18 protein-coding genes and 2 pseudogenes are annotated in these 24,726 nt (G+C 62.7%); 15 read left to right on the plus strand and 5 right to left on the minus strand.

All coding sequences use genetic code 11. The features are described from left to right. Positions 1-83 precede the first annotated feature (83 nt). From AC4P1R_RS25660 to AC4P1R_RS25670, 3 genes are all read left to right on the plus strand, one after another. Positions 84-1,025 (plus strand): DUF2493 domain-containing protein, encoded by a 942-nt coding sequence (locus AC4P1R_RS25660; RefSeq protein ID WP_151613221.1) that lies wholly within the window; start codon positions 84-86, stop codon positions 1,023-1,025. Between the two features lie 160 nt (positions 1,026-1,185). Beyond that, entirely contained in the window at positions 1,186-1,470 is a 285-nt protein-coding gene (locus tag AC4P1R_RS25665; protein WP_069461332.1) for a type II toxin-antitoxin system TacA family antitoxin, read from the plus strand. Next, complete coding sequence (locus AC4P1R_RS25670) at positions 1,471-1,980, plus strand: GNAT family N-acetyltransferase (protein WP_492178246.1); 510 nt, start codon at positions 1,471-1,473, stop codon at positions 1,978-1,980. Between the two features lie 116 nt (positions 1,981-2,096). Here AC4P1R_RS25670 and AC4P1R_RS25675 read toward each other — a convergent pair. Then, positions 2,097-2,238: pseudogene (locus AC4P1R_RS25675) on the minus strand (AbrB/MazE/SpoVT family DNA-binding domain-containing protein); the annotation flags it as partial. A 71-nt stretch (positions 2,239-2,309) separates the two neighbouring features. On the opposite strand from AC4P1R_RS25675, the gene AC4P1R_RS25680 reads away from it, so the two are divergent. The 4 genes and pseudogenes from AC4P1R_RS25680 (at position 2,310) to AC4P1R_RS25695 (ending at position 4,963) form a co-directional block, all read left to right on the plus strand. Continuing rightward, the gene (locus tag AC4P1R_RS25680) at positions 2,310-2,570 is read left to right on the plus strand and encodes a type II toxin-antitoxin system Phd/YefM family antitoxin (RefSeq protein WP_151613223.1); all 261 of its coding nucleotides are present in this window, start codon (positions 2,310-2,312) and stop codon (positions 2,568-2,570) included. Between the two features lie 663 nt (positions 2,571-3,233). Continuing rightward, complete coding sequence (locus AC4P1R_RS25685; protein WP_069461328.1) at positions 3,234-3,557, plus strand: DUF736 domain-containing protein; 324 nt, start codon at positions 3,234-3,236, stop codon at positions 3,555-3,557. A gap of 413 nt (positions 3,558-3,970) precedes the next feature. Then, the gene (locus tag AC4P1R_RS25690; protein WP_165614766.1) at positions 3,971-4,135 is read left to right on the plus strand and encodes a hypothetical protein; all 165 of its coding nucleotides are present in this window, start codon (positions 3,971-3,973) and stop codon (positions 4,133-4,135) included. 460 nt (positions 4,136-4,595) lie between these two features. Then, positions 4,596-4,963 (plus strand): annotated as a pseudogene (locus tag AC4P1R_RS25695) (hypothetical protein). A 42-nt stretch (positions 4,964-5,005) separates the two neighbouring features. Here AC4P1R_RS25695 and traG read toward each other — a convergent pair. The 3 genes from traG to AC4P1R_RS25710 are packed head-to-tail and all read right to left on the minus strand — an operon-like array spanning position 5,006 to position 7,432. Then, positions 5,006-6,925 (minus strand): Ti-type conjugative transfer system protein TraG, encoded by a 1,920-nt coding sequence (gene traG / locus AC4P1R_RS25700; RefSeq protein ID WP_492178247.1) that lies wholly within the window; start codon positions 6,923-6,925, stop codon positions 5,006-5,008. Further along, the gene (locus tag AC4P1R_RS25705) at positions 6,922-7,155 is read right to left on the minus strand and encodes a conjugal transfer protein TraD (protein WP_492178248.1); all 234 of its coding nucleotides are present in this window, start codon (positions 7,153-7,155) and stop codon (positions 6,922-6,924) included. Before AC4P1R_RS25705 ends, traG begins: the two co-directional genes overlap by 4 nt. Further along, on the minus strand, positions 7,145-7,432 hold the full coding sequence (locus AC4P1R_RS25710; protein ID WP_069461322.1) for a TraC family protein: 288 nt from the start codon (positions 7,430-7,432) through the stop codon (positions 7,145-7,147). Before AC4P1R_RS25710 ends, AC4P1R_RS25705 begins: the two co-directional genes overlap by 11 nt. 224 nt (positions 7,433-7,656) lie before the next feature. Between AC4P1R_RS25710 and traA the strand changes: the two genes are divergently transcribed. From traA to AC4P1R_RS25730, 4 genes are all read left to right on the plus strand, one after another. Next, positions 7,657-12,276, plus strand: a complete 4,620-nt coding sequence (traA, locus tag AC4P1R_RS25715; RefSeq protein ID WP_492178249.1) for a Ti-type conjugative transfer relaxase TraA — start codon at positions 7,657-7,659, stop codon at positions 12,274-12,276. A 495-nt stretch (positions 12,277-12,771) separates the two neighbouring features. Further along, on the plus strand, positions 12,772-15,600 hold the full coding sequence (locus AC4P1R_RS25720) for an MFS transporter (RefSeq protein ID WP_069461321.1): 2,829 nt from the start codon (positions 12,772-12,774) through the stop codon (positions 15,598-15,600). Continuing rightward, a complete protein-coding gene (locus AC4P1R_RS25725) occupies positions 15,600-16,601 on the plus strand; it encodes an ABC transporter substrate-binding protein (RefSeq protein ID WP_069461320.1) in 1,002 nt (333 codons plus the stop codon). Before AC4P1R_RS25720 ends, AC4P1R_RS25725 begins: the two co-directional genes overlap by 1 nt. A gap of 330 nt (positions 16,602-16,931) precedes the next feature. After that, positions 16,932-17,258, plus strand: a complete 327-nt coding sequence (locus AC4P1R_RS25730; protein ID WP_225192202.1) for a GYD domain-containing protein — start codon at positions 16,932-16,934, stop codon at positions 17,256-17,258. A 242-nt stretch (positions 17,259-17,500) separates the two neighbouring features. Here the strand turns inward: AC4P1R_RS25730 and AC4P1R_RS25735 are convergent, their stop codons facing one another. Beyond that, entirely contained in the window at positions 17,501-18,751 is a 1,251-nt protein-coding gene (locus tag AC4P1R_RS25735; protein WP_273362370.1) for a bifunctional alpha/beta hydrolase/OsmC family protein, read from the minus strand. 265 nt (positions 18,752-19,016) lie between these two features. On the opposite strand from AC4P1R_RS25735, the gene AC4P1R_RS25740 reads away from it, so the two are divergent. The 4 genes from AC4P1R_RS25740 (at position 19,017) to AC4P1R_RS25755 (ending at position 24,705) form a co-directional block, all read left to right on the plus strand. After that, on the plus strand, positions 19,017-20,774 hold the full coding sequence (locus AC4P1R_RS25740; RefSeq protein WP_273362373.1) for a cytochrome c biogenesis protein DipZ: 1,758 nt from the start codon (positions 19,017-19,019) through the stop codon (positions 20,772-20,774). A gap of 412 nt (positions 20,775-21,186) precedes the next feature. Beyond that, on the plus strand, positions 21,187-21,990 hold the full coding sequence (locus tag AC4P1R_RS25745) for an SDR family NAD(P)-dependent oxidoreductase (RefSeq protein WP_492178250.1): 804 nt from the start codon (positions 21,187-21,189) through the stop codon (positions 21,988-21,990). Positions 21,991-22,102: 112 nt separating this feature from the next. Then, complete coding sequence (locus tag AC4P1R_RS25750; RefSeq protein WP_273362958.1) at positions 22,103-23,659, plus strand: MFS transporter; 1,557 nt, start codon at positions 22,103-22,105, stop codon at positions 23,657-23,659. Positions 23,660-23,766: 107 nt separating this feature from the next. After that, entirely contained in the window at positions 23,767-24,705 is a 939-nt protein-coding gene (locus tag AC4P1R_RS25755) for a GlxA family transcriptional regulator (RefSeq protein ID WP_273362955.1), read from the plus strand. The last annotated feature ends 21 nt before the right edge of the window (positions 24,706-24,726 follow it).

Here is a 24,726-nt window from a genome sequence, read left to right on the forward strand (position 1 = left end):
CGCCGCGGTTCCGGCCCGCCACCCCATGGAGAGGGATCGCCGTCAGGCCGCGAGAGGCGCGGCCGCAACCGACGGAGACCATCATGAACCTTACCCTTCCCCTCGACGACGCCTTCGAACCCCACCATGCGTCTTCCCCGACCGACCGCTTCATCTACGAGATCCAGATCTACGGCCATCGCCCCTTCCAGGACGAGCCGGACCCGAGGCCGCTGCCCGAAGAGCCGGTTGTCCAGTCGGCGCTGACTGCAGTCTTCGACGCCATGTTCGAGATGCTTGGCGACACGCGGCTGGAGCCCGATCTCGAAGACCTGCTCTGGTCGACGGTCAACCTCTTCCACCGTGCCGGCGAGCGCATCCAGCGGGAGCTTCAGCGCAATGAGGACGCGCAGCGCGCCGGCCAGCGCGAGCAGGACGGCAGCGAAGTGAAGAGCGTCGAGTTGGAGCGCCACATCGCCGAGGGCATCACGCTTCTGGAGCGCCGCAACGCCTTCGAGTTCATGCGCGACTATGCGGCCGATCTCTTCGAAGCCCAGACCGGCTCGGCATGGCGGCCGCGCACCGGCTCGAAGGTCAGCCACGCCAACATGACCGCAGCTATGATCGAGTCCAGAGACTTCCTCTCCGCGCGCCGCCGCGCCGAGACCGAAGTGCTGATCCCCGGCGGCACGAAGATCGCCTTCGGCGGCGGCATCGACTACAACGATCACGAACGGATCTGGGCGAAGCTCGACCAGGCCCTTGCCAAATATCCCGACATGGTGCTGCTGCATGGCGGCTCGCCGAAGGGGGCCGAACGCATCGCCGCCTGCTGGGCGGAAGCGCGCAAGGTGACGCAGATCGCCTTCAAGCCGAACTGGACCAAGCACGCCAAGGCCGCGCCCTTCCGACGCAATGACGACATGCTGTCGGTCATGCCAGCCGGCGTCGTCATTTTCCCTGGCTCCGGCATCACCGGCAATCTCGCCGACAAGGCGCGTCGCTTTGGTATCCCGGTCTGGCAGGTTTCAGGAGACGGAGCGTGAGCGCCGTTTTCCCTCTGTTCTTGGGACGACGATCGTCGGGTTCGTCGCGCGCATGCGTGCTGGAAACCCGCCGCGCGAAGCGCGGCGGCACGCTGCTGAATCGAAGTATTGCAATCCGCATTACGGAATTGTATATATGCTCGCAACACAGGAGCGAGCCATGGCCACGACAACGCCCAGGAAGGAAACACCCGTCTCGATGCGGTTCCGTGACGATGATCTGACGATCATCGATCGTGGCGCGGAGTTGCTCGGCCTGTCGCGCACGGAGTTCATGCGCCGTGCGGCATTGCATGAGGCCCAGGCGGCGATCCTCAACGAAACCGTCATCCGCCTCTCGCCCGACGCCTATGACGCCTTCATCCAGGCGATCTCCGCCCCGCCGGCTTCTCCGCCGCCGAAGGCGGCCGAGCGGCTGCGCCGGTCAGCGCCCTGGGAGCGCTAGGTGGCGCTTTCAGGTGTCGAACTCCTTGACGACACGCATCGGCTCGACGCTTTCGACTGCGGCAAGCCGGCCCTCAATGCGTGGCTGAGCGGCTTTGCCCGGGCCAATCAGGCGCGCGACTTCACCCGTGTTCTCGTCGTTCACGACGATGGCACCGTCGTCGGCTATTACGGGCTCGCCCCAAGCGTGATCCAGCCAAACAGCGCGCCGCGCGCAATCCGCACCGGGCGCCCCCCAGACCCCATTCCCTGCCTCCTCATCGGGCAGCTTGCCGTCGATCAACGCTATGCCGGACAAGGCATCGGCAGCGGACTGGTCAAGGATGCGCTACGCCGCTGCGTCGCCGGAGCCGAGATCGTCGGCGGCCGCGCCGTCGTCGTCCGGGCGATCGACGCCGAAGCCGAACGCTACTGGCAGGGCTGGGGCTTCATCGCCTCGCGGGGCAATCCATCGGTCCTCATGCGCTCCATTCAGGACGTCCGCCTCTGGCTGGCGGACACGACGCACTAGATTCTCGGACGGCACTGGCGCGAGCGAGCCAAAGCTTATAGCGACCACTCCTCCACCGGCAGGCTTTCAAACCCGGTTGAACTCGTCCGCAGTTGGTGAGGAGAAGAGACACGAGATCACTGAAACACCGTGTCCGGCCGATCCTGCTGTTCCGGCTGCTCGCGTCCGCTCTCCATGAAGTCTTCACTCATGCCACGCGCCAGCGCTGCCCGACGAGCACGGCTCGCCCGCCTCGACATGCGGGCGGAGAATGAGGGCGCTCGACCCTTCGGGGTTCCTGTACATCGGGAAAATCTGGATAGTGTGGAGGATCAACAGAGGAGTGGGCAATGCGGCAGTTTACGACACGCGACCTCAGCAAGCATATTAGCGATGTTACCTCCGCCGCCGGCCGCGAACCCGTCGTGCTCACCCGGCATGGGAAACCCCGGTTCGTGCTGATGAGCTACGAGCATTACGAGCGAATGCGAGCCGGGGGAGATCCTCGACGCGGCCATCGTGTCTCCGAGATGCCGGAAGAACACAAGGAACTCTTCGCCGCGGCGATCGACCGGCTGGCGAACGGCGAGGGGTATGACGCCGAACCGTGAGCTCCTGCTCGCGCGAATTCACCGACGTCCAGCGAGGCTAGCCCCAATTGCTTAGGACCGACGGATCGGAGTAGGCGGGTGTTTGTCGAGGTGACCGCGGTCGTGCCCAGACCGGACGGCGGGCGGATCGTTGAAGACCGCCTGGCCGATGTCGGCGGGGGCAGCGTCGCGAGATGTTGCGGCGCCGTATGCTGGCGATATGGTCACCGCGGTCGTCTCAACGTGCGCCCGAGAGATGTGGCGGCCAGTCGACACTCCTTGTTGACTGCGCTTGGCCGGGGCGAGGGAACATCGCGCCGGCTGGTGTGTCCGCAATGGAAGGTGCTGGCAGTCTCCTGCTGTGCCGGACCGGGTGGCCTCAATGGTTTGTCGCCGGCGTCGGTTGCACGAGACCATTCCCGTTTCTATGTCGCCCTTTAGCCGACCGCCCGCTTTTGCGGTCAACCCCTGAAGGGGTACGTCTCGGCGAAAATTCCGCAAAATTCGATTTCGGTTCTTCATGCGGGCGCCTGGTGCTTTCCACCCGCAAGCTGGGTGGAAGCGCGCCCGCTTCTTGGCGGAAAATAGAATTTTACAGAATTTTCGCCGAGATGACCGCAGCAGATCGGCCGTCTCTTCGCGCGCCATCGGGAATGGTCCCGAGCAACCGAAGGAGACAGTACCATGGCCACCACGATCGCAACCCTGACGCAGAAGACCGACGGCACCCTCGAAGGCATCTTCGCTACCATCCGGGTCAACGCTCCGATCGCCATCGTCCCGAACGCCGGCAAGGCAACCGAAGAAGCGCCCGACTACCGCGTCATCCACCGCCGCACGGGCTTCGAGATCGGCGCAGGCTGGAACCGCATCGCCCGGCAGACCGGCGAGGAATACCTCTCGGTGAAGCTGGAAGCCCCGGAGATCGGCGTGATCTTCGGCAACCTCGCTCCGGCCCCAGGCGGCGATCCGAACCGCAAGGTGATCCTCTGGAACAACCCGAACTGAGCCCCAACCGCCGGTCCCGAGCAATCGGGGCCGGCCACCCCCTCCGACAGCGGCGAATTCAGCGGGAGGTCGGACGAGTACGAAATCGTCAAGCTCGAAGCCGTCGAGCGCTTGCGCGAACTTGGTATCGCTGACGAGCTTGATCTTTACTCCAATACCCCGTCCGGGCGGTCGCCATCGGCCGGCGGGCGGTTCTGGTGCCACACGAAACGAGGGACTGTCTGCTCAGATCGCCAATTGTGCCATGAACGTTCGCGCCGCCTCAAGGACGAGCGGTTCCCCCAATTTTGGCGCAAGCGACAAAATCGGCTCCCCCACTCGCCGCCGTTGGCGGTCGCTACGCGATCCTTGACCCGGCACGATCCCTCACGACCCCGGGCGTCATCTTTCACATCAGAATGGAGATGACGACGATGACGATCGATCAACACATCGAGGAACTGCGCGCGGAACTGCGGAACGCCGCATACCTCACCGAGCGCCGCGAGATCGTGGCCGAACTGGAACTGGCGCTTGCCGAACGCGAGTTGATCTGGGCCGAACAGGAAGGACGTGTCAGTGCAGAGCCTCCCTTCTGAGGGAGGCTTTCGCCCCCTCGCCCTGGCCCAACACGCCGGATCGACCGGCGCGTTGGGTCCGAAGCTCCACTTCCGGCCGTCTCGCCCGTTACCGTCGATCAACATAGGCTCTCTCGCTCCGCCTACGATCTCGCTCTATATACTCGGGCCCGTTTCGCAGCAGATCGAGGAACACAAGGACCGCGTCCTCTTCGCCGTCGCAATGATGCACCATCGACGCCACGCCGCCCTTCTGGGGCGGCGTTTGCCGCGTCGCCAAGCTTCACCCGCGGATCGACCGGCAGGCCAGGCTGGAAGCTCAGCTTCGCGCCATGATCACAACTGTGGATCAGCGAGGGCGCCTCGAGCAGACGTCACGCCATTGGGCCACGCCGGAAATCTGCGTTTGGTCTGTAACCGCGCGCCCGTTTCAGCCGCAGAAGATCGAGGAACATGCCCACTCGATCATCAGCGATGCACCATGGCCTGGGCGCGAGAGGCTGGGAGCGGAGAGACGGAGGACGCAAGGAGCGGCCGGTTGCCGTCGGCGTGAGAATGCCGCGGTCCGATGGTGAACTGGTTCTCTTCTTTCCTATCACCACCAAGCAGCCGGAGGCGTTACGGTTTGCCGTGGAAATACCGGCGATCGAAAAGCGCCGCGCCGGCCTCGATGTCGATCGCAGGGTTTGGATCATCATCGATGAGTTCAATACCGACATAATCGGCAGCTCATTCTATCTTGAGCCCGAGCCGCCAACGGGCCGCTTTAGCAAGGCGTTCTTCCTGCCGCCGCTGCGCGAGTTCATCAATCGCCGCAGGTCGGCCAAGGAGGTCATCCGATTCCGCTGACCTCCCGCTCGCGATAGCCTCATTGCCCGTCAGTTGCTCGAGTCACTGGAACGGTTTGACGAAGCGGTTCGGCTTGGTCGCCGCGTTCATGTCCTTCCGCCGGAAGTAGATTGCCCGCCCGCAGCGGATCGGGCTGTGCCCCTGGACGATGATGATCTGCTCGTCCTTGCGCATCGATTGCGTGATCTCGTGCGGCATGATCAGTGGTCGGCGCTGGAAGTTGATGCTCTCCGATTTCCGCGAGGCGCTGCTCTTCGTGTCCCAGCCAATATTGCGGGAGCTTCCCTTCACCTCCACCGTCATCTCGCCGCATTGAGCCGAGACGTTGCGCGCCGTGTCGAGCGCCTTGATCGCCGCATAGCTCGCGAAGGCGCAACCGTCGATCCATGAGGTCGCGCCATCCTTCCCGAAATGCCGCTCGAGCTGCCCGACCGACTGGTACATCAGCATCATCGAGATGCCGTACTTGCGGCCGCGGTCGCGCGCTTCTTCCAGAACACGCATGTAGCCGAGCAGATCGACCTCATCGAGCATGAACAGTGCCCGCCGCTGGAATGCGCCGTCGGCCTGCACCATCGCGTTGATCAGCGACCCGATGATCACGCGGCCGATGCCCGGATAAGAGCGCAAGATCGGCGCCGGGATATTGAGGAAGACGTCCTTCTTGCCGGTCACGATGTCGCTCGACCTGAACACATTGCCGCAGACGAGTGCAGCATAGCTGTCGAGGGAAAGCCATTGTGTGTCCTTCGATGCGGTCGAATAGACGCCGCTGAAGGTCTGTTCGGTCATATTCGTGAACACGCCAAGTGTCTCCCGGATGAAAGCGGATTGCGAGTGCTCCTGAATGTCGCGCAGCCTCGCGAGCACGGAAGGCTCCGGCTCAGATACGATTTCCCGAAGACTGCGCAAATTGCGTCGCCCCTCATATTCCGGCGAGAACATCACATGCGCCAGAAGGCCGGTCAGCAGGTTGTGTGCCTGGTTCTGGAAATAGGCACCGCTTGAGGATTCGAAGCGCACGCTTTCTGACAGCAGCATGTGGGCGATGCCGACGATATTTTCCTCCTTTTGATTCGAGGCTTCGATCCCGTCGAGCACGTTGAAGCCCATGATTGGATTCGTCGGGTCGAGCACCATGACCTCACGCCCCAGCACGCGGGTGCGGTGTTCGACCACCATCGGCGCGACCTCGGTCGAGGGATCAAGGCAGATCAGCGGTCCGGTATAGCGCAGCGCCGTCGGCACGACGTTACTGGTCGTCTTGTAGCCACCTGAACCCGCGAAAAAGAGCATATGGGTGGAATCGAAGTCTTGGCTGTAGGTGAGCAAACGCGCCTTGCCGCCCTGTCCCCACGTACCGCAATCGTTCGGATCGAAGGGCAGTTCATGGACGATTTCCTTGTCGACGCGGTAGCGCTCGCCGACGACGATATCGCCGTTCGGCGGAAAGAGCTTTCCCGCCGCCGCCATCGGAAGCCAGTCCGCGTCCCCGAAGATTCCGCGCTTGGCGCGCTTCACCGGTTCAGGCACGACGGTGGAAATGCGCGCGGCCACCGCCACCGCCATGAAGCCGACAACCGCACCGATAACGGCGACCATATCAAGATAGGACAGTGCACGGTCCCATGTCACCGCTCCGCTTTCCACGGATGGGGCGAGCCGGCCGAACTCCCGCAAGCCATAGAAGCCGGCCACAGCCAGAAAGCAGACGAGGTTTGCCATCGCGACAGGTCTTCGCCGGTGCAATGGCAGCGCCCACACGCTCAACAGCCCCGCCAGCGGTCCGAACAAAAGCGCCGGTAAGGGTGAGGCCCGCAGAAACCAATATTCCGCCTTCCCGGACAGGCTGGCGGCGAGCGCCAGCCAGCGCCAGCCGACGACGTAGACGGCAAAGGCGGTGACGACGATCGGCACCAAGACGAGCAGCAGGCTCGGATGCAGTTTCGCTCGCACGGTCAATCCGCGGCCTGCGTCATGCGCGTGGAAGGACCGTCAAGCGCCGCTGCCTTGAACGCTTCTTCGCCGATATCGCGCAGGCGCCGATGCTCGGAGGAGCCCGGAGCGACTCTTGCCAATTCCAGCAAACCGCCGAGCAGGAATGCGCGGTCTGCCTTCGACAGTCCTGCCCTGACGACGATGCCGCCGAGCAGGAATTTCTCCCGCGCGTCACGCTTGCGATCAGCTGTCATGATATACCTCCGCCGGCGCTCCAGTCCCGCCAATTGCTGGTCGACGCGGCGAAGCAGTTGCGTGATCCACCCCCTTCTTCTCTCCTTTGCGAAATCGCGCGGCGATCTCTTCGAAAATCCGATCGACCTCCTCGTCGGCGATTTCCAGTTCCGCCAGCCCCGATTTCGTCGCCGCCCGCGCAAAGCGCTCGGCGGACTTTGCGATCATCGAGCGTTTGCGCTCGCGCAGCTTCTCGATCTGGGCGTCGATGTCGGTGATCGAAGATTTTACAGCCATTCCAGCGTCCTTCCTTGTTGGAGCAATCAGAACGGTGGCGATTATACTATCTGTTATATGATAGTAAAATAGGCTAGGTTGCATTATCCGGAAAACGTCGCAGCCGGAATTCCGGCAAATGGCCGTCTTCCGGAGAAGCGGCATCGGCCTTGGCAGACCGATCGATTTGAGGGCGCAATATACGTCGCTGGCGCGACGTGCTTTGGAGAGGTCTGGAGGCAGTCGTGGCGATTATGTTCGTCAGAGCGCAGGTGATCAGCAGGGGATCGGGACGCAGCATCGTCTCGGCCGCCGCCTATCGTCACCGCGCCCGGATGATGGACGAGCAGGCCGGCAGGTCGTTCAGCTATCGCGGCGGGTCGCGGGAACTGGTGCATGAGGAGCTAGCGCTGCCCGACCAGATCCCGGCCTGGCTCAAGATGGCAATTCAGGGGCAATCCGTCGCTAAGGCCAGCGAGGCGCTCTGGAATGCGCTCGACGCCTTCGAGACGCGGGTGGACGCGCAGCTGGCCCGCGAGCTCATCATCGCGCTGCCGGAGGAACTGACGCGGGCGGAGAACATCGCTCTGGTTCGCGAGTTCGTGCGGGACAATTTCACGTCCAAGGGAATGGTCGCCGATTGGGTCTATCACGACAAGGACGGCAATCCGCATATCCATCTGATGACCACGCTGCGTCCCCTGGCGGAGGAGGGGTTCGGGCCGAAGAAGGTTCCGGTGCTTGGCGAAGACGGCGAGCCGTTGCGCGTCGTCACGCCGGACAGGCCGAACGGCAAGATCGTCTACAAGCTCTGGGCTGGCGACAAGGAAACCATGAAGGCGTGGAAGATTGCCTGGGCGGAAACCGCCAACCGGCATTTGGCGCTCGCCGGTCATGAGATCCGCCTCGACGGGCGGCCCTCAGCCGAGCAGTGCCTCGACGGCATCGCGCAAAAACATCTCGGCCCCGAGAAAGCGGCGCTCGCCCGCAAGGGCATCGAGATGTATTTCGCGCCGGCCGATCTGGCGCGGCGGCAGGAGATGGCCGACCGGCTGCTTGCTGATCCCGAGCTTCTGCTGAAGCAACTCGGCAACGAACGCTCCACCTTCGACGAAAAGGATATCGCCAAGGCGCTGCATCGCTACGTCGATGATCCCGTCGACTTCGGCAATATAACAGCACGACTAATGGCCTCGGACGATCTGGTGCTGCTCAAGCCGCAGCAGGTTGATACCCATACCGGCAAGGCAACGGAACCAGCGGTCTTTACCACGCGGGAGATCCTGCGCATCGAATATGACATGGCGCAGTCGGCTGAGGTCCTGTCGAAACGCAAGGGCTTTGGCATCTCCGGTGCCCAAGTCGCCGCAGCCGTAAAGAGTATCGAAACGGCCGATACCGCAAAAACCTTCAAGCTCGATACGGAACAGGTTGATGCCGTTCGGCACGTCACGCGCGACAATGGCATTGCCGCTGTGGTTGGTCTTGCCGGCGCCGGCAAGTCGACGCTGCTGGCGGCGGCCCGCGTCGCATGGGAAGGTGAAGGCCGCCGGGTGATCGGCGCAGCACTTGCCGGCAAGGCGGCCGAAGGTCTGGAGGACAGTTCCGGCATGAGGTCGCGCACGCTGGCTTCATGGGAACTGGCGTGGGCCGGTGGGCGTGAACGGCTCAATCGCGGCGATGTGCTGGTGATCGATGAGGCCGGCATGATCTCGTCGCAGCAGATGGCGCGCGTCCTGAAGATCGCCGAGGAGGCGGAGGCGAAGGTCGTGCTCGTCGGTGACGCGATGCAGTTGCAGCCGATCCAGGCGGGCGCCGCGTTCAGGGCAATCACCGAACGGATAGGGTTTGCCGAACTTGCCGGTGTGCGCCGCCAGCGTGATGAGTGGGCGCGCGATGCATCCCGTCTCTTCGCCCGCGGCGAGATCGAGAAAGGCCTCGACGCCTATGCCTCGCATAGCCGGCTGGTCGAGACGGAGACGCGGGACGAGATCATCGCTCGCATCGTTGCCGATTGGGCGGGTGCGCGCCGTGCGTTTTTTCAGAAATCCATCGTTGGCGAGGAAGCGCGTCGGCTTCGTGGCGATGAGCTGCTCGTGCTCGCCCACACCAATGACGACGTCCGGAAGCTGAACGAGGCCTTGCGCCAGGTGATGGCGGACGAGGGTGCGCTGGCAGGCGCACGCCAATTCCAGACGGCGCGAGGCCTGCGCGAGTTCGCCGCCGGCGACCGCATCATCTTCCTCGAAAACGCCCGCTTCCTGGAACCGCGCGCGCGGCATCTCGGCCCACAATACGTCAAGAACGGCATGCTCGGCACGGTCGTTTCCACCGGCAACAAACGGGGCGATGCGCGGCTCGCGGTCCGCCTCGACAATGGCCGTGACGTCGTCATCAGCGAGGAGAGCTATCGCAATGTCGATCATGGCTATGCCGCGACCATCCACAAGTCCCAAGGGTCGACGGTCGACCGGACCTTCGTGCTGGCTACCGGCATGATGGACCAGCATCTGACCTATGTGGCGATGACCCGCCATCGCGACCGCGCCGATCTCTATGCGGCGAAAGAGGACTTCGAGGCAAAGCCGGAATGGGGTCGCAAGCCGCGCGTCGATCATGCCGCGGGCGTCACCGGCGAGCTCGTGGAAACCGGGCAGGCCAAGTTCCGGCCCGATGACGAGGATGCGGACGAGAGCCCCTATGCCGACGTGAAGACGGACGATGGAACCGTCCATCGTCTCTGGGGCGTGTGCCTGCCGAAGGCGCTCGAGGAAGGGGGCGTCTCCGAGGGCGATACGGTGATCCTGCGCAAGGACGGAGTGGAGCGGGTCAAGGTCCAGGTTCCTATTGTCGATGAGAAAACCGGGCAGAAGCGCTTCGAGGAAAGAGAGGTCGATCGAAACGTCTGGACGGCCAAGCAGATCGAAACCGCCGATGCACGCCAAGAGAGGATCGAGCGGGAAAGCCATCGGCCGGAACTGTTCAAGCAGCTTGTCGAGCGCCTTGGGCGATCCGGCGCCAAGACGACGACGCTCGATTTCGCGAGCGAGGAAGGCTACCAGGCGCACGCCTGCGATTTCGCGCGGCGGCGCGGTATCGATACGCTCGCCGAGGTTGCGGCCGGGATGGAGAAGGGCGGTTCCCGGCGGATGGCGTGGAATGCGGAAAAGCGCGGGCAGGTGGCCAAGCTCTGGGAGCGGGCGAGTGTGGCGCTCGGCTTTGCGATCGAGCGCGAAAGGCGTGTCTCGTACAACGAGGAACGGACCGCATCTTTCTCAGCCGGAAGCCCGTCGGATGGGAAGTATCTGATCCCGCCCGCCACCGCGTTCGCCCGCAGCGTCGAGGAGGATGCACGCCTTACTCAGCTCTCCTCGGAACGGTGGAAGGAGCGGGAGGAAGTCCTCCAGCCGCTGCTCAAGAAGATCTACCGCGATCCCGACGCGGCGCTTGTCCACTTGAATGCGCTCGCCTCGGATGCCGCCATCGAACCCCGCAAACTCGCTGATGATCTCGCCAAAGCACCAGGCCGCCTTAGTCGCCTGCGAGGGTCCGACCTCATGGTCGATGGCCGCGCGGCGCGCGACGAGCGCAGCGTCGCCACGGCGGCATTGAAGGAATTGCTTCCACTGGCCCGGGCGCACGCGACCGAATTCCGCCGGAACGCCGAACGCTTCCGCGAGCGCGAGCAGACGCGCCGTGCCCATATGTCCCTGTCGATCCCGGCGATTTCGAAGCAAGCCATGACGCGCCTCGTCGAAATCGAGGCTGTGCGCAGGCAGGGTGGTGACGACGCCTGGAAGGCCGCCTTTTCCTTTGCAGCCGAGGATCGCTCGCTCGTGCAGGAGGTGAAGGCCGTGAGCGATGCACTGACCGCCCGCTTCGGCTGGAGCGCCTTCACCGCGAGGGCCGATGCGATTGCCGAGCGCAATATCGAAGAGCGCATGCCGGAAGATCTCAAGGATGAACGGCGCGGGAAGCTGACGCGGCTCTTCCAGGTTGTCCGTCGTTTCACCGAGGAGCAGCACCTTGCTGAAAAGAAGGACCGTTCGAAGATCGTTGCCGGTGCAAGTGTCGAGTTCGAGAAGGAGGAAAAAGCCGTGCTGCCGATGCTTGCCGCAATGACAGAGTTCAAAACGCCGGTGGACGAGGAGGCGCGAACACGGGGGCTCACCGTGGCGCACTATCGCCATCAACGCGCGTCGCTCGCCGAGACTGCCACACGCATCTGGCGCGATCCGGCTGGCGCCGTCGACAAGATTGAGCACTTGATCGTCAACGGCTTTGCGGCCGAGCGGATCGCGGCCGCTGTGACCAATGACCCGGCAGCCTATGGTGTGCTGCGCGGCTCAGATCGCCTGATGGACCGGATGCTCGCCTCCGGAAGGGAACGGAAGGAGGCGCTGCAAGCCGTGCCCGAGGCGTCCGTTCGTTTGCGCTCGCTCGGCGCGGCTTATGTCAGCGCCTTCGATGGCGAGCGCCAGGCTATCATGGAAGAGCGCCGCCGCATGGCAGTCGCCATTCCCGGATTGTCGGACGCCGCCGAAGATGCCCTCCACCGACTGGCAGCGGAGATGAAAAAGAAGGGCAGCAAGCTCGACGTTGCCGCGGGCTCGCTCGATCCGCGCGTCCGTCAGGAATTCGCCGCGGTCAGCCGGGCGCTCGACGAGCGCTTCGGCAGAAACGCCATCCTGCGCGGCGAGAAGGACGTCATCAATCGCGTGTCGGCGGCGCAGCGGCGTGCCTTTGAGGCGATGCACGAGCGGCTGAAGGTGCTGCAGCAGACCGTCCGCATGCAGGCGAGCCAGCAAATCATATCGGAGCGTCAGCAGCGCATCATCGATCGCGCGCGCGGCGTCACCCATTGAGAGTTTGCGGAAATGCTGACCTGACAGTGAGCCAAAACGAACTCGCACAGTACGGGGCGACCATCCGCATTGTGGGCGACAATCTTCCTGTCATTCGCGGGAGGCCGAAGCTATCGCTGGATCGCACGCGATCTGGCCATCAGCAAGAGGACGATTGCTGATGTTGTCGCACGCGATCGCGCGGGTGCCGAATGACGTAGTGGCGCAGATTTCTGCCATTCGGCGGTCCGATGCTAAAGGCCGTAGCGGGTGGAAGACCGTCGTTCGTCTCGATCAGCGGAAAGACCAGGATATGCATTTTGCTGACATTCGATTCAGTTCTCTTCAGCCGACATAAAAGGGGCGCCAGCAGGGCGCCTGACCTCGCTTTGTGAAGCTGTGCCATCAGCCCCTGGAAGTAATGATCTACATATCCTGCGTAATCGACAGCACGCGAAATCCGCGTTAGGGTGTTCTGTCAAAACAAAGGGCATTCGTGCTTGGCGGGGGCGTCAGGTGTCTCTGATTGTGCGGATTTGGATAGCGCTGATCGGGGTCATCGCAGCGACGCTTGGGGTTCTTTCGATCCTCTCCATCCTGCAGCATGATGCGATCCTCTCGCAGCTCATCCGCCAGCGTCTCGCGGTGACCGTGGAGGCAACTGCGCGCCCGTTCCGCTCGGTCGTTGATCTCGGACTTCCGGTTTCCATGATGCGCAATAAGCTGGCGCTCCTCGAACGGGCACGGGCATCCGATGCGGCAATCAGCGACGTCGTTCTCTTCAATCCAACCGGAACTGTTGTCGAGCAGAGCGGTAGTGGCAAGGTCGAGCGGGTCGCGCAGGAGGTGATCGACGTCCAAGCCAAGGACGTCGCCGGACGCTGGGGCTTTGAAACCGACCGCAACCTGATCAGCGGGACCTCGATCCTGGGCGAGGATGGGGTGGTGGTCGGGGGAATTCTCGCGGTGTATCCGAAGTCCGAACTGGACGCGCGAAGCGCCAGCGTCGCGCAGCAGATCGTTGTGGGGGCTATTGGACTCTTCGTCCTCTTCACCGGCATCGCCTACCTGATGGTCCGAGCCCGCGTCGATGCCGTCGGCGGCGGACTGAGGCGCCTAGAAGGCACACTTGCCGCGTTTGGCGGGACCTCGACCGAGACGCTTGCGGCAGCGGGCCGGCATAAGGGTCGCGTTCTCCCCGAACAGATCACGCTTGCGCTCGCCAAGCTGCAGGAGCAGTTGGACGACGCCACGGAGAAGTACCGCCAAGCGCTGCAGGCGCTGGGATCCGAAGAAGTCGATGCATCGGCACACGCCTCCACCGGTCCGCGCGAGACGGTGCTGGTTGGCGTTCCCGAGCGTGCGGCAACCCGCAGCTTTGCCCGCCGCCTCACGCCAGCCATTGCCGTTCTTACCCTCGGCAGTGCGCTCGCGCTTGGCTATCTTGTCTATCTCAGCATCAGCGATTCCTTTCGCCCGGAAATTGCCCGGCGCACCCAACTGATAGGCTCGATCGCTACAGCCGACATCCAGCGCTCGGTCGAGGCGGGCGTTCCGGTCGACGGACTGGTTGGGGCGGCGGAGTATTTCAGCCATCTGCTGACTGATTTTCCTGAAATCTCCTATTTCGCCGTGTTGACGGACAGGCCAGTGATCGAGGTCGGCCAGGCCCAGGTCAGTGGTGGCGCCGATCGCACGGTATTCCCGATCCTGGTCGACGGGGTGCGGATCGGGGAACTCGTGACCGAGACTAACCTTGACTACATCGCTGCCCAGTTCCGCGATGTGGTTCTGGATCTCGGCGTTGTCGTGCTGGTGATCCTGCTGTTCGCATTCGAACTGATGGTGGTGATGATGAGCCGATCGGTGACAGGGCCTCTCGACCGGCTGCAGCACTTAGCCGAACTACAGGCGGCCGGCGATTTCTCAAAGCGGCTGGTCGCAACCGGTCGCAACGTTGTCGAAAGGCTGGGAAACCTGCTTTCCGAGCGGGCGGAACGGCTGAACGTTCTGGCAGCGGCAGCCGTCCGCAGAAGCGCCGCTGGTGTGGATAGATCGCACGCGGTCGCACCCGAACCCGGGTTCCGGCTTTCGGGGTGCCGGCCGGCACTGATGCGGTTCTGCAGCCTGACCGACGTGCGCCTGCCGCTATTCCTGTTTGCGATGGCGGACGAATTGCCTCTTTCTTTCTTTTCGCTCTATGCGAGGGCGCAGGCAAACCCCTTCACCTCGCTCGGCGTGGGGGTGGTGATCGGGCTTCCGCTGGCGGCCTATCTCGGCGCCGCACTTCTGGGTGCACCGCTCGCGCGACCATTCGGCCAACGAATAGGCTATCGTCGACTGTTCATCGCTGCGGCACTGGCGACCTTCTTCGCAAAGCTCGGTCTCTACCTCGCCGGCAACATCGTCGAAGTGATTGTCTGCCATGGGGTCAATGGCCTCGCCTTTGCACTCGCCTCGCTCGCCTGCCAGGACTACGCGCTCGACATGCTGCCGAAGGAGGCAAGATCGCGTTCGATCAGCCTCTTCCGGGCGACGCTCTTTAGCGGCGTCTTCGCGGCGACCGCGCTCGGTGGCATCCTCGCCGACCGCTTGGGCCAGCGACCGGTCTTCGCCGTCTGCGCAATCCTGTCCGTCGTCTCCGCGTTGTTGATATGGCGGATGCTGCCGGTCGGCGGGTCGACGCCGAATGCTGAACAAAGCAGCGAGGCGGAGGACAAGCTCTCGTTCAATATCCTGGCGCCGATGCGGAGCCCCATCTTCGCTGCGGTGGCACTCGGCAGCGTGATCCCGCTGGCGATCGTCGACCACGTCTTTATCTCCTACCTGCTGGCGTTGCAGATGGACGCTCTGGGCGCATCGATTTCCGAAATCGCGCGCGTGATGATGTTCTTCTTTCTGGCACTGATACTCGGCGGCTATGCCGAGGGACGGCTGCCCGCCAAGCTCGCCGCGCCGACCCCGCTGCTTACCGCGTGCTCGATCATAGCGGGCCTGAGCTTGCTCATTGCCGGGCTATTCCCCTCAACTTGGTCGACGGCCGCCGCTTCGATTGGTGCCGGCTTTGCGCTCGGCTTGGCCGGCGGGCCGCAGACTGCGCTGGTCATGGATGCGGCGGAAGGTCCTCTGGCGCATCTCGGCACGAGCGCCGTGCTCGGAACCATCAGGGTAATTGAACGCGGCGGAGCCATTACCGGGCTGCTGGTGATCGGGTCGATGACCGACACGGCCGGCTACTCTGGCGCTGTCGGAACCATCGGAATGACCGCGCTGGCGGGCGCGGGGCTGTTTGTCATTCTCCGCCTGGCGGGAAGCGAGGCGGCCATTTCAGGGAGGAGTGGATAATGAGCCTTTCGAGACTGTGCCTGGCGGCACTCGCCGCAGCCCTTGGCCTCTTCTCGACCTCGGGTGCCGAGGCGAAGATGAAGATCGGTATGGTCGTCTGGATCGGCTGCGAGGACGTCTGCCGCGGCGTACGGGATTCGTTCGCGAAAAACGGGATCGATGCGGAGTTCGTGCTAATGGACGCGGCCCAGGACCAGTCCAGACTGCCCGGCTTTGTCGAGCAGGCGCGGACCGAGAAAATGGACCTGGTGCTGACATGGGGCACCAAGACGACACTCGGCGTCCTCGGCACATTGGCCGACAGGACAGATCCGAAATACCTGAACGAAATCCCGGTCGTCTTCACCGTGGTTGCCGACCCGGTGGGTTCGGGCATCATCGAGAGCTACGAGAAGATCGGTCGCGATAACGTCACGGGCACGCGCAACCGAGTGCCGGAGACAGTCAATATCAAGAGCATACGGCGCTATATGCCGTCGTTCGACCACCTGGGCATGCTTTATGAGGCGGCGACGCCCAACTCGGTGGGTAAGGTTGAAGAGGTTAAAGGCCTGACGGGGGCGCTGAACTTCACCCTCGACGCCGTGCCACTGGACACGCTGGCAGATGGCAGCCCGGACCCGGAGTCGATCGAGCCCGGAATCGCAGCGCTGAAATCAAAGGGAGTGCAGTTCATCTACCTCGGCTCCAGCGCTTTTCTCGAGAAGGAGACCGACCGCTTCACTGGAGCGGCCGTTGCTGCGGGCATTCCAGTGCTCACGCCTTACGAACATATGGTTTCGGATTCGCAGGCGCTGATGTCTGTCGCCGCGCGCGACTACGACGTGGGCAAGCTCGCCGGTGAGCAGGTACGTCGAATCCTTGTGGAAGGCCGGCGCGCTGGCGACATCCCCGTGCTGGCGATGGAGGAATTCGCCTATCTCGTGAACATGAAGGTCGCCAAGGCGCTGAACCTTTACCCCCCTGTCGAGTTCCTGCAGTTCGTGGAGAAGGTCGAGTAACTCCGTCCTTCAGGTGAGGCCGAGGAGTGCCCGCCATTTTGGGCAACGGATTGCTGCCGGATTTCGGAATGAAACCGGGGAGCGGAAGTCGGCAATGCGGCCGACTTGCGCCATCGGGCGTCCGAACCTGTACTTCTGGAACGGGTCGATCTTTCCGGTTCGATCCGCCGCGGACGGGGTGATTTCTACAGTCTTCTGTCTCGGGGCCAGGCAGGGATTGCCGCCGCGGCAGAGAAGCGGCAAGGTTGAAACCATGCGCAGGATGAATCCGGTCTCGCGTTCTTCCCGGCTTGGGCATTGACTGCATTGTTCTGACAGAGGAGGCAAACCATGGCCATGTATCTCACGCGCTTCAGCTACACGCCCGAGACATGGGCGCGCATGATCGAAAACCCCGAGGATCGGCGTGGGGCGGCGCGTACGTATATAGAGTCGGTAGGCGGAAAGCTCCATGGGTTCTGGTACGCCTTCGGCGAGCATGATGGTTGGAATCTGTGGGAGGCGCCTGACAACGTTTCGATGGCGGCGGTCGCGCTTGCAATCGGCGCAGGAGGCGCGCTCAGCTCCATCGAAACCACTGTCCTCCTCAGCGTCGAGGATACGATCGAAGCCCTGGGAAAGGCAAAGTCGATTCGGTATCGTCCGCCGGCGGCGTAGGCGCCAAGCCAAATGAACTTCATGAGTATGTCGGTTTCCCGCGCGCAGTCCCTTTGACTTGCGCCAGAGGCGTAGAATGTCCGCAACGGTGGAGGGCGGAAGTTGGTGAGTAGCTTGCTGGGCGACAGCAATGCACGCCTGAAGCCGACACTTCGACCTGACGGGATCGTTCTCTTTCTGTGGAGACCGCACAAGATATTCATAACATATCGGTAAAACGTCCTTAGCCAACGCCGTCGAGGCTATCGTTCTGTCACTCGGGATTCTGATTTCACCACAGTTTTTATCTTCGCCACAGCTTCGAGCGTGCGATGCACAGGGCACTTGCCGGCAATCTCGGCAATCTTGTCGCGAAGCTCCTCGGAGACCTCGCCATCGACGAAAATGACGCGCTCGAAACGATCGATCCGGGCGCCACTGCTGCGTTCCGATTCGGCACACTCTTCGCAGTCCCTGGCATGGATCTTCGCGTGCGAGACGTCGACCCCGATTCGCCCGAGAGTCAACTTTTTGTGGTCGGCATATAGACGCAACGTCATCGACGTGCAGGCGCCAAGTGCGATTGACAGGAAGTCATAAGGCGATGGTCCGGAATCGAGCCCGCCCACGCTTTCGGGTTCGTCCGCGAATAGCCGATGGCTGCCGGCCTGGACCGCGTTTTGAAACCTGCCTTCGCCTGTTTCCGTCACGCGCACGTGTTCGATAGACGCAGTCCCTTGCGGCGCGTCGGTGGCCAGATAACGCGTCAGCCACCCCGAAATGATCCGACCGGCGAAGGCCGCATCCTCGGAATTCGTGAGCAGGTGGTCGGCCTTGTCCAACGAAACAAAGCTCTTTGGATGTTTGGCCGCGAGGAAGATTTCAGTTGCGTTTTCGATACCGACCGTCTGATCCAGCGGTGCGTGAAGGATGAGGAGCGGCTTTTTCAAACGCGCAACCGCATCCTTGATGCGCTGTGCACGCGCGTCCTCGACAAATTGCTTTCTAATAAGGAACTTGCGTCCGGCAAGATCGACTTCGGCCGCACCGCTCCTCTCGATCTCCTCGAGGCTCGTTCCGAATTTCTTCAGCACGTGGCCCACGTCTGCCGGCGCCCCGATTGTTGCCACGGCGCGCACTTCAGGAATGTCCTTGGCGACGGCCAGGACCGCTGCGCCGCCGAGCGAGTGGCCGATCAGCAACGACGGTGCCTGATAGCGGTGGCGTAAATAGTCGGCGGCTGACAGAAGGTCGGCAACATTGGAGGAGAAATTCGTCGAGGCGAATTCACCTTCGCTCGATCCCAGCCCCGTGAAATCAAAACGCAGGACAGCGATGCCTTCGCGCCCAAGCTCCGCTGCAATCCGGCGCGCTGCCGCCAGGTCCTTGGAACAGGTGAAGCAATGGGCAAACAATGCGTAGGCCCGCAAAGGTCCGTTGGGGAGGTCGAGGCGGGCGGCGAGGGTTGCGCCGGAATGGCCGGCAAATTGGAGCCGTTGCGTATCGAAAGCCATGGGGCCACTCCTTCACTTCAAGGAAATGACAGTCAGGCGACCGATTTTATCGGTGTTATTGGACGGCTCTGTGGCCGCTCATACAGGCGCAGGTCCACGAATACGGCCGGCATGATTCCATTTCTCGTCGATGCTCAGTCTGCATTCTGGTACAGATCCGCTTGGGAGACGACACAAGCGGGATACTTCCCTCTGGTCCCATGCTGCACGTGTCAAGTGCGACCGGTGTCGGATTGAGGCATCGGTCCTCTGCAGAGGGACGACGATGATCCTGTTCATTATTGCCTATCTTGCCGGCGTGCTGACGATTGTCAGCCCCTGCATCCTTCCGGTCTTGCCTTTCGTGTTTTCTCGAGCTGGTCAGCCATTCGCGAGAAGCATTCTTCCCATGCTCCTAGGCAAAGTGGCGACATTCGCGGGTGTGGCAACGCTTGCCGCTATTGGTGGGGATTGGGCGGTGCAGGCGAACGAATCCGGCCGATATGCAGCAATCGTTGTGCTCGCGGTTTTCGGCTTAATGCTGCTTTCGCCGCGGATCGCGGCGGTGGTCACTCGTCCGGCAGTCGCGCTTGGCAACCGCCTCTCCCAAAGGGCGGCCGCGAAGGCGAGCGTCGGAGCATCCCTGCTTCTCGGTGTCGCAACCGGACTTCTTTGGGCGCCCTGCGCCGGCCCGATTCTGGGGCTGGTGCTGACCGGCGCCGCGCTCCATGGGGCGAACGTTGGGACGACACTTCTGCTGGCGGCCTACGCTGCGGGCGCGGCTACTTCGCTGGCACTGGCTGTACTCGTCGGCGGCAAGGTATTCGCCTCGATGAAGTGGTCGCTCGGTCTCGGCGAGCGTCTTCGCCAAGGCCTCGGTATCGCTGTGCTGGCGGGCGTCATGGCAATTGCGCTCGGCCTCGACACGGGGCTGCTTGCGCGCCTGTCCTATGCGGGCACGACGAGCCTCGAGCAGTCGCTCCTGAACCGGCTCCGCGGCCGCTCCTCCAAAGCGACGGCGAGCCATCGTGCCGCACCAGCCACGGATTTTCAGCAGCAGACCTATCGTAGCAACCTACCGGTCGAAGGGGCCTTCCCGCCGCTGGAGGGCGCCGTAACGTGGCTCAACTCCGAGCCGCTAGCGGTCGAGCAGCTGCGCGGCAAGGTCGTGCTCGTTGATTTCTGGACATACTCCTGCATCAACTGCATCCGAACAGTGCCCTATGTTCGAGCCTGGGCTGAGAAGTACCGGAATCAGGGGCTGGTGGTGATCGGTGTGCATGCACCTGAATTCGCCTTTGAAAAGCGCATCGACAACGTCAAGCGGGCAGTCCGCGACTTCGGGATCAGCTATCCCGTCGCGATCGACAACAACTATGCGATCTGGCGCGCCTTCGGGAACAGTTACTGGCCGGCGCACTATTTCATCGATGCGGAAGGACGGATCAGGCACCATCACTTCGGGGAGGGTGATTACGCGCAGTCGGAGCGCGTCCTTCAGGAATTACTGGCGGAAGCAGCAGGCAGCCGCAGGGGTGATGGCGGCCTTGTGACGCCCGATGCTAAGGGCGCCGAAGCAGCCCCCGATTTCGCCAACCTCCAGTCCGGCGAGGACTATGTCGGCTACATGCGCGCCGGCAATTTCGTGTCGCCCGAGGGTATAGCAGCCGATGAGGCGCGCGACTACACAGTCGGAAAGCCGCGCCTCAATCAGTGGGGCCTCGCTGGCAACTGGACCGTCGGCGCCGAGCAGGCGACACTCAATCGCTCTGGAGGATCGGTCACCTACAGGTTCAGCGCGCGCGACCTGCACCTCGTCCTCGGCCCAGGGGTGAGAGGCAGGCAGGTCCGTTTTCAGGTGACGGTCGACGGCGGCGCTCCGGGTCCACATCACGGTTCGGATATCGGCCCCGACGGCAGCGGAACGGTGAGCGAGACGCGCCTCTACCAGCTCGTGCGCCAGTCGGGTGAAGTGCGGGAGCGCACTTTCGAGATCCGCTTCCTCGATCCCGGCGCGGAAGTCTTCGTTTTCACGTTCGGATGAGCGACAGGAAACTCGAACAGTGAAGAATGAGGCCCGTGGGTCGATCCGGAACTTCGTGAACATCACAATCACTATGGTCAGTAAAAGAGGAGAGGTCTGATGCGCAAATTTGTGATGATCATTGCAATCATCGGGCTCGCTGCCGCGCCTTGTGCCTGGGACACCGATCCGCGAAAGCCGTCCGCAGTCGCGACGCTATTCGCCAGGCCGATGTCGCCGGCAGATGCGAGTGCGGTGCCGGCAAAACCTGAAACCAACCGCAACAGTCCCCCTGATGCCTGGCCAGATAATAAAGGGCCCGCTACCCCCCCTTGGTGAGAGTATGGCCTAAAATGCCGGATATATGACATTTGAGACATTGCACTTTGCCCCTACTATGGCGGCTCCAAACTCAAAACGAATGGAGCCTGTCATGACCCAGCATTCGAAAGGCACCGCGCTGATCACCGGCGCTTCCTCCGGCATCGGCGCGATTTATGCCAATCGCCTCGCGCGGAGGGGATATGATCTGATCCTCGTCGCCCGCAGCCATGCCCGCCTCGATGAACTGGCCAAGCGCCTGACCGGCGAGACCGGCCGCGCCATCGAGGTGATTGCGGCAGACCTCGGCAACAGGGCTGACCTGGGCCGCGTCGAGAAGGTGCTTCACGACGACGCCAGCATCACCCTACTCGTCAACAATGCCGGCGTCGGTGCGACCGCGCCGCTGCTCGCATCCGATGTCGACAAGATGGAAGAGATGATCACGCTCAACGTCAATGCGCTCACGCGGCTGACCTATGCAGCGGTCCCCGGTTTCGTTGAACGTGGCGGCGGCGCCATCATCAATATTGCTTCGATTGTCGGCATCGCGCCGGAGGTGCTGAACGGCGTCTACGGCGGCAGCAAGGCTTTCGTGCTTGCCTTCACCCTGTCGCTCCAGAAGGAACTTGCCGACAGAAATATCCGCGTACAGGCAGTACTCCCGGGCGCAACGGCGACCGATTTCTGGGGCATAGCCGGCACGCCCTTGGAGCACGTGCCGAGCGAGATCGTCATGCCCGCAGAGGACATGGTGGATGCCGCGCTCGCCGGTTTCGATTTCGGCGAGCGGATCACCATTCCTTCACTGCCCGGTGCCGCCGATTGGGATGCCTACGAAGCGGCGCGCCAGAAGCTTATCCCGAACCTTTCCCTGAACGTGCCTGCAACCCGCTACCGAGCCGGGATCAGTTAAAGCTCAGTCCGAGAGCAACGGGCCGGCACGTGCGTTCCGACGTCCTTCCAGGCGTCTGACCTGCCGGCTCGATAATCGGGCGGCGCTGCGGCGGCGGTAAGGGAGATCTGAAATGAGCACGCCAGCTTCGACGGTTAGAAATGCGCTGTTCCTTGCCACGGGTTTGGCGGGATCATTCCTGGTGAACCTGTCAGCGCAGTTCGCATCGACCAACATCGCCGATATTCAGGGAGGTCTTTCTTCCACCGCGGACGAGGGCTCCTGGATACTCACCTCCTATATCATGGGCAGTTGCGTCGGGGTCGTAACGTCTGGCCTGTTGATTGGGGCATTGAGCATCGGCCGTTATCTGGTTGTAAGTTCAATTTTGTTCGCAGCTGCGGCGATCGCCTGTGCGATAACGACCGACGTCGGCACCATGATTGCTTTCCGTTGTGTGCAGGGCTTCGCAGCGGGCGGGTTCGGGCCTGCGGCGTTCGTGGCAATCTTTATGGTCGCCGGCGGCCCGCGACTGCCCTATGCAGTCATCATCCTGGCATTTGCGCTCCTCTTTGCCGGAACGGCAGGGCCTGTGGTCTCCGGTTTCGTCGAGGACAGTTTCGGCTGGAGAGCTCTATTCCTGATTCAGGGGGCTATCGGCGCGCTGCTGGCGTTTGCCGCCCGTCTATGGGTACCGCACAAAGCGTCCAGCTGGTCGGCGCTCAAGGCCGATTGGGTGACCATTACGCTGTTGTCGCTTGGCCTGACGAGCCTGGTGCTGGTCCTCAATCAAGGCACGCGCCGGTTCTGGTTCGACAGCGAAATCATCGTTTGGGGCACGCTCGTATCCGTCGCGGCCTGGGTCGGGTTAATATTCGCGATCCGCTTTTCCCAGCTGCCGTTTATAACGCCGAGGTTGCTTGTCACTCGGAGTTTCGGCATTCCGATAGGACTCAATTTCCTGTTGCGTGCCGGCCTGGTGGTAAGCTCCTATCTGGTGCCGCAGTTCCTTGGGATCGTGCAAGGCTATCGTCCGCTCGAAGTCGCCGAACTGATGCTGTGGGCGGCGGCGGCGCAGTTGATCGTTCTCCCGCTGGTCTGGTGGTTCCTGCATCTGTTCGATCTGCGCGTGACAATGGGACTGGGCGTCGCCCTGCTGGCCATCGGTACAATGCTCATGGTGAATGGCACGGCGTTCTCTGCCGGTGAACAGTTTTGGCAGGCGCTCGCCATCTATTCGGCGGGCCAGCTCTTGCTCTTGGCCCCGGCCATGGTTGTCGGCACGGCGAGCCTTAAGCCTGCGGACCTCCCGACGGCATCGCTCGTATTCAATGCAAGCAATCTGGTCGGAACGACGCTCGGCATCGGCTTCATTTCGAACTTCGTCATCGAGCGTCAGAAGTCCCATTCCAGCGCCCTTGCCGAAAGCGCGTCGCTCGACGACGCCCTCGGGGCAGATCGGATCTCCAGTCTCGGACCTCTTGCGAGCCGAGCGGCCGACAATGTTGGCGCCTGGGCGGCCTCGCAAATTGCTTCCGCAGCACAACGGCAGGCATGGGCGCACGCTTTTGCAGATGGCTTTCTTCTCGTCGCCATCATGTTGATGCTCGGCACCGTTGCGGTCTTTGCGATAGGCCGTTCGCCGCCACTACGCCGCGCCATCAAGATCTCTCTGGATGAAGCGCCGTGAAGCAGCAAGCGCCGCATGGGAAAGTCTGCTCGTGACCTCCTGTTATAGTGGTTTATGCCATGTCGCAAATATCGTATATCCCGCAATTCGAGACAGGGAATTGCACCATGCATCGGATCGGCTTTGTTGTCTTTCCAAGATTCCAGCTCATGGGCTTCGCGGCGGTCACTGCCTTCGAGATGGCGAATGTCGCCCTTGGTGAGCCGGTCTATCAGATAGAGCTGCTTTCGGAGAGGGGCGGAGAGGTCAAGTCGTCAGCCGGCTTCGGCGTCCTCACGAAATCGTTTGACCATACCCCCTATGACACCGTGATGTTCGGCGCCGGGACGACTATCGAGCCGATCACGCCGGGACTGATCGAGTTCGCGCGTCACGCGCTGGAGACGGCGCGGAGGGTGGCAGCGCCATGTACCGGCGCCTTCGTGCTTGGGGAGTCGGGCCTGTTGGATGGGCGCCGTGCAACGACGCACTGGGCCTTTGCGCGCCAGTTGCAGGAGCGCTTCCCGGCAGTAAAGGTCGAAGAGGACCGCATCTTCATCGTCGACGGCAGCATATGGACGTCTGCCGGGATGACCGCCAGCATCGATCTCGCGCTCGCGATGATCGAGAAGGACCACGGCCAGGAGGTCGCTCGCTCGGTCGCGCGCAAGCTTGTCGTCTATCATCGGCGTGCCGGCGGCCAGTCGCAGTTCTCGGCGCTGCTCGAGCTCGACCCGAAGTCTGACCGGATTCAGCGATCGATCGACTACGCCAAGGCAAACCTCAGCAGCGTCCTGTCGGTGGAAGAACTGGCGGATGCGGCGGGATTGAGTGCGCGCCAGTTCAGCCGTGCGTTTCGGGCCGAGACAGGACAGTCGCCCGCCAAGGCCGTGGAGAATCTCCGGGTGGAGGCGGCCCGGCTGATGATGGAGCAGGGCCGGCATTCCATGGACGTGATCGCCGAGGAAACCGGCTTTGCCGATCGCGATCGCATGCGCCGGGCCTTTCTTCGCGCGCTTGGCCAGCCGCCCCAAACGATCCGACGGAATGCGCGTGAGAGCGCATAGGCAGCCAGGAAGCTGCCGAAT

This window comes from Sinorhizobium sp. Y406 (assembly GCF_058732025.1).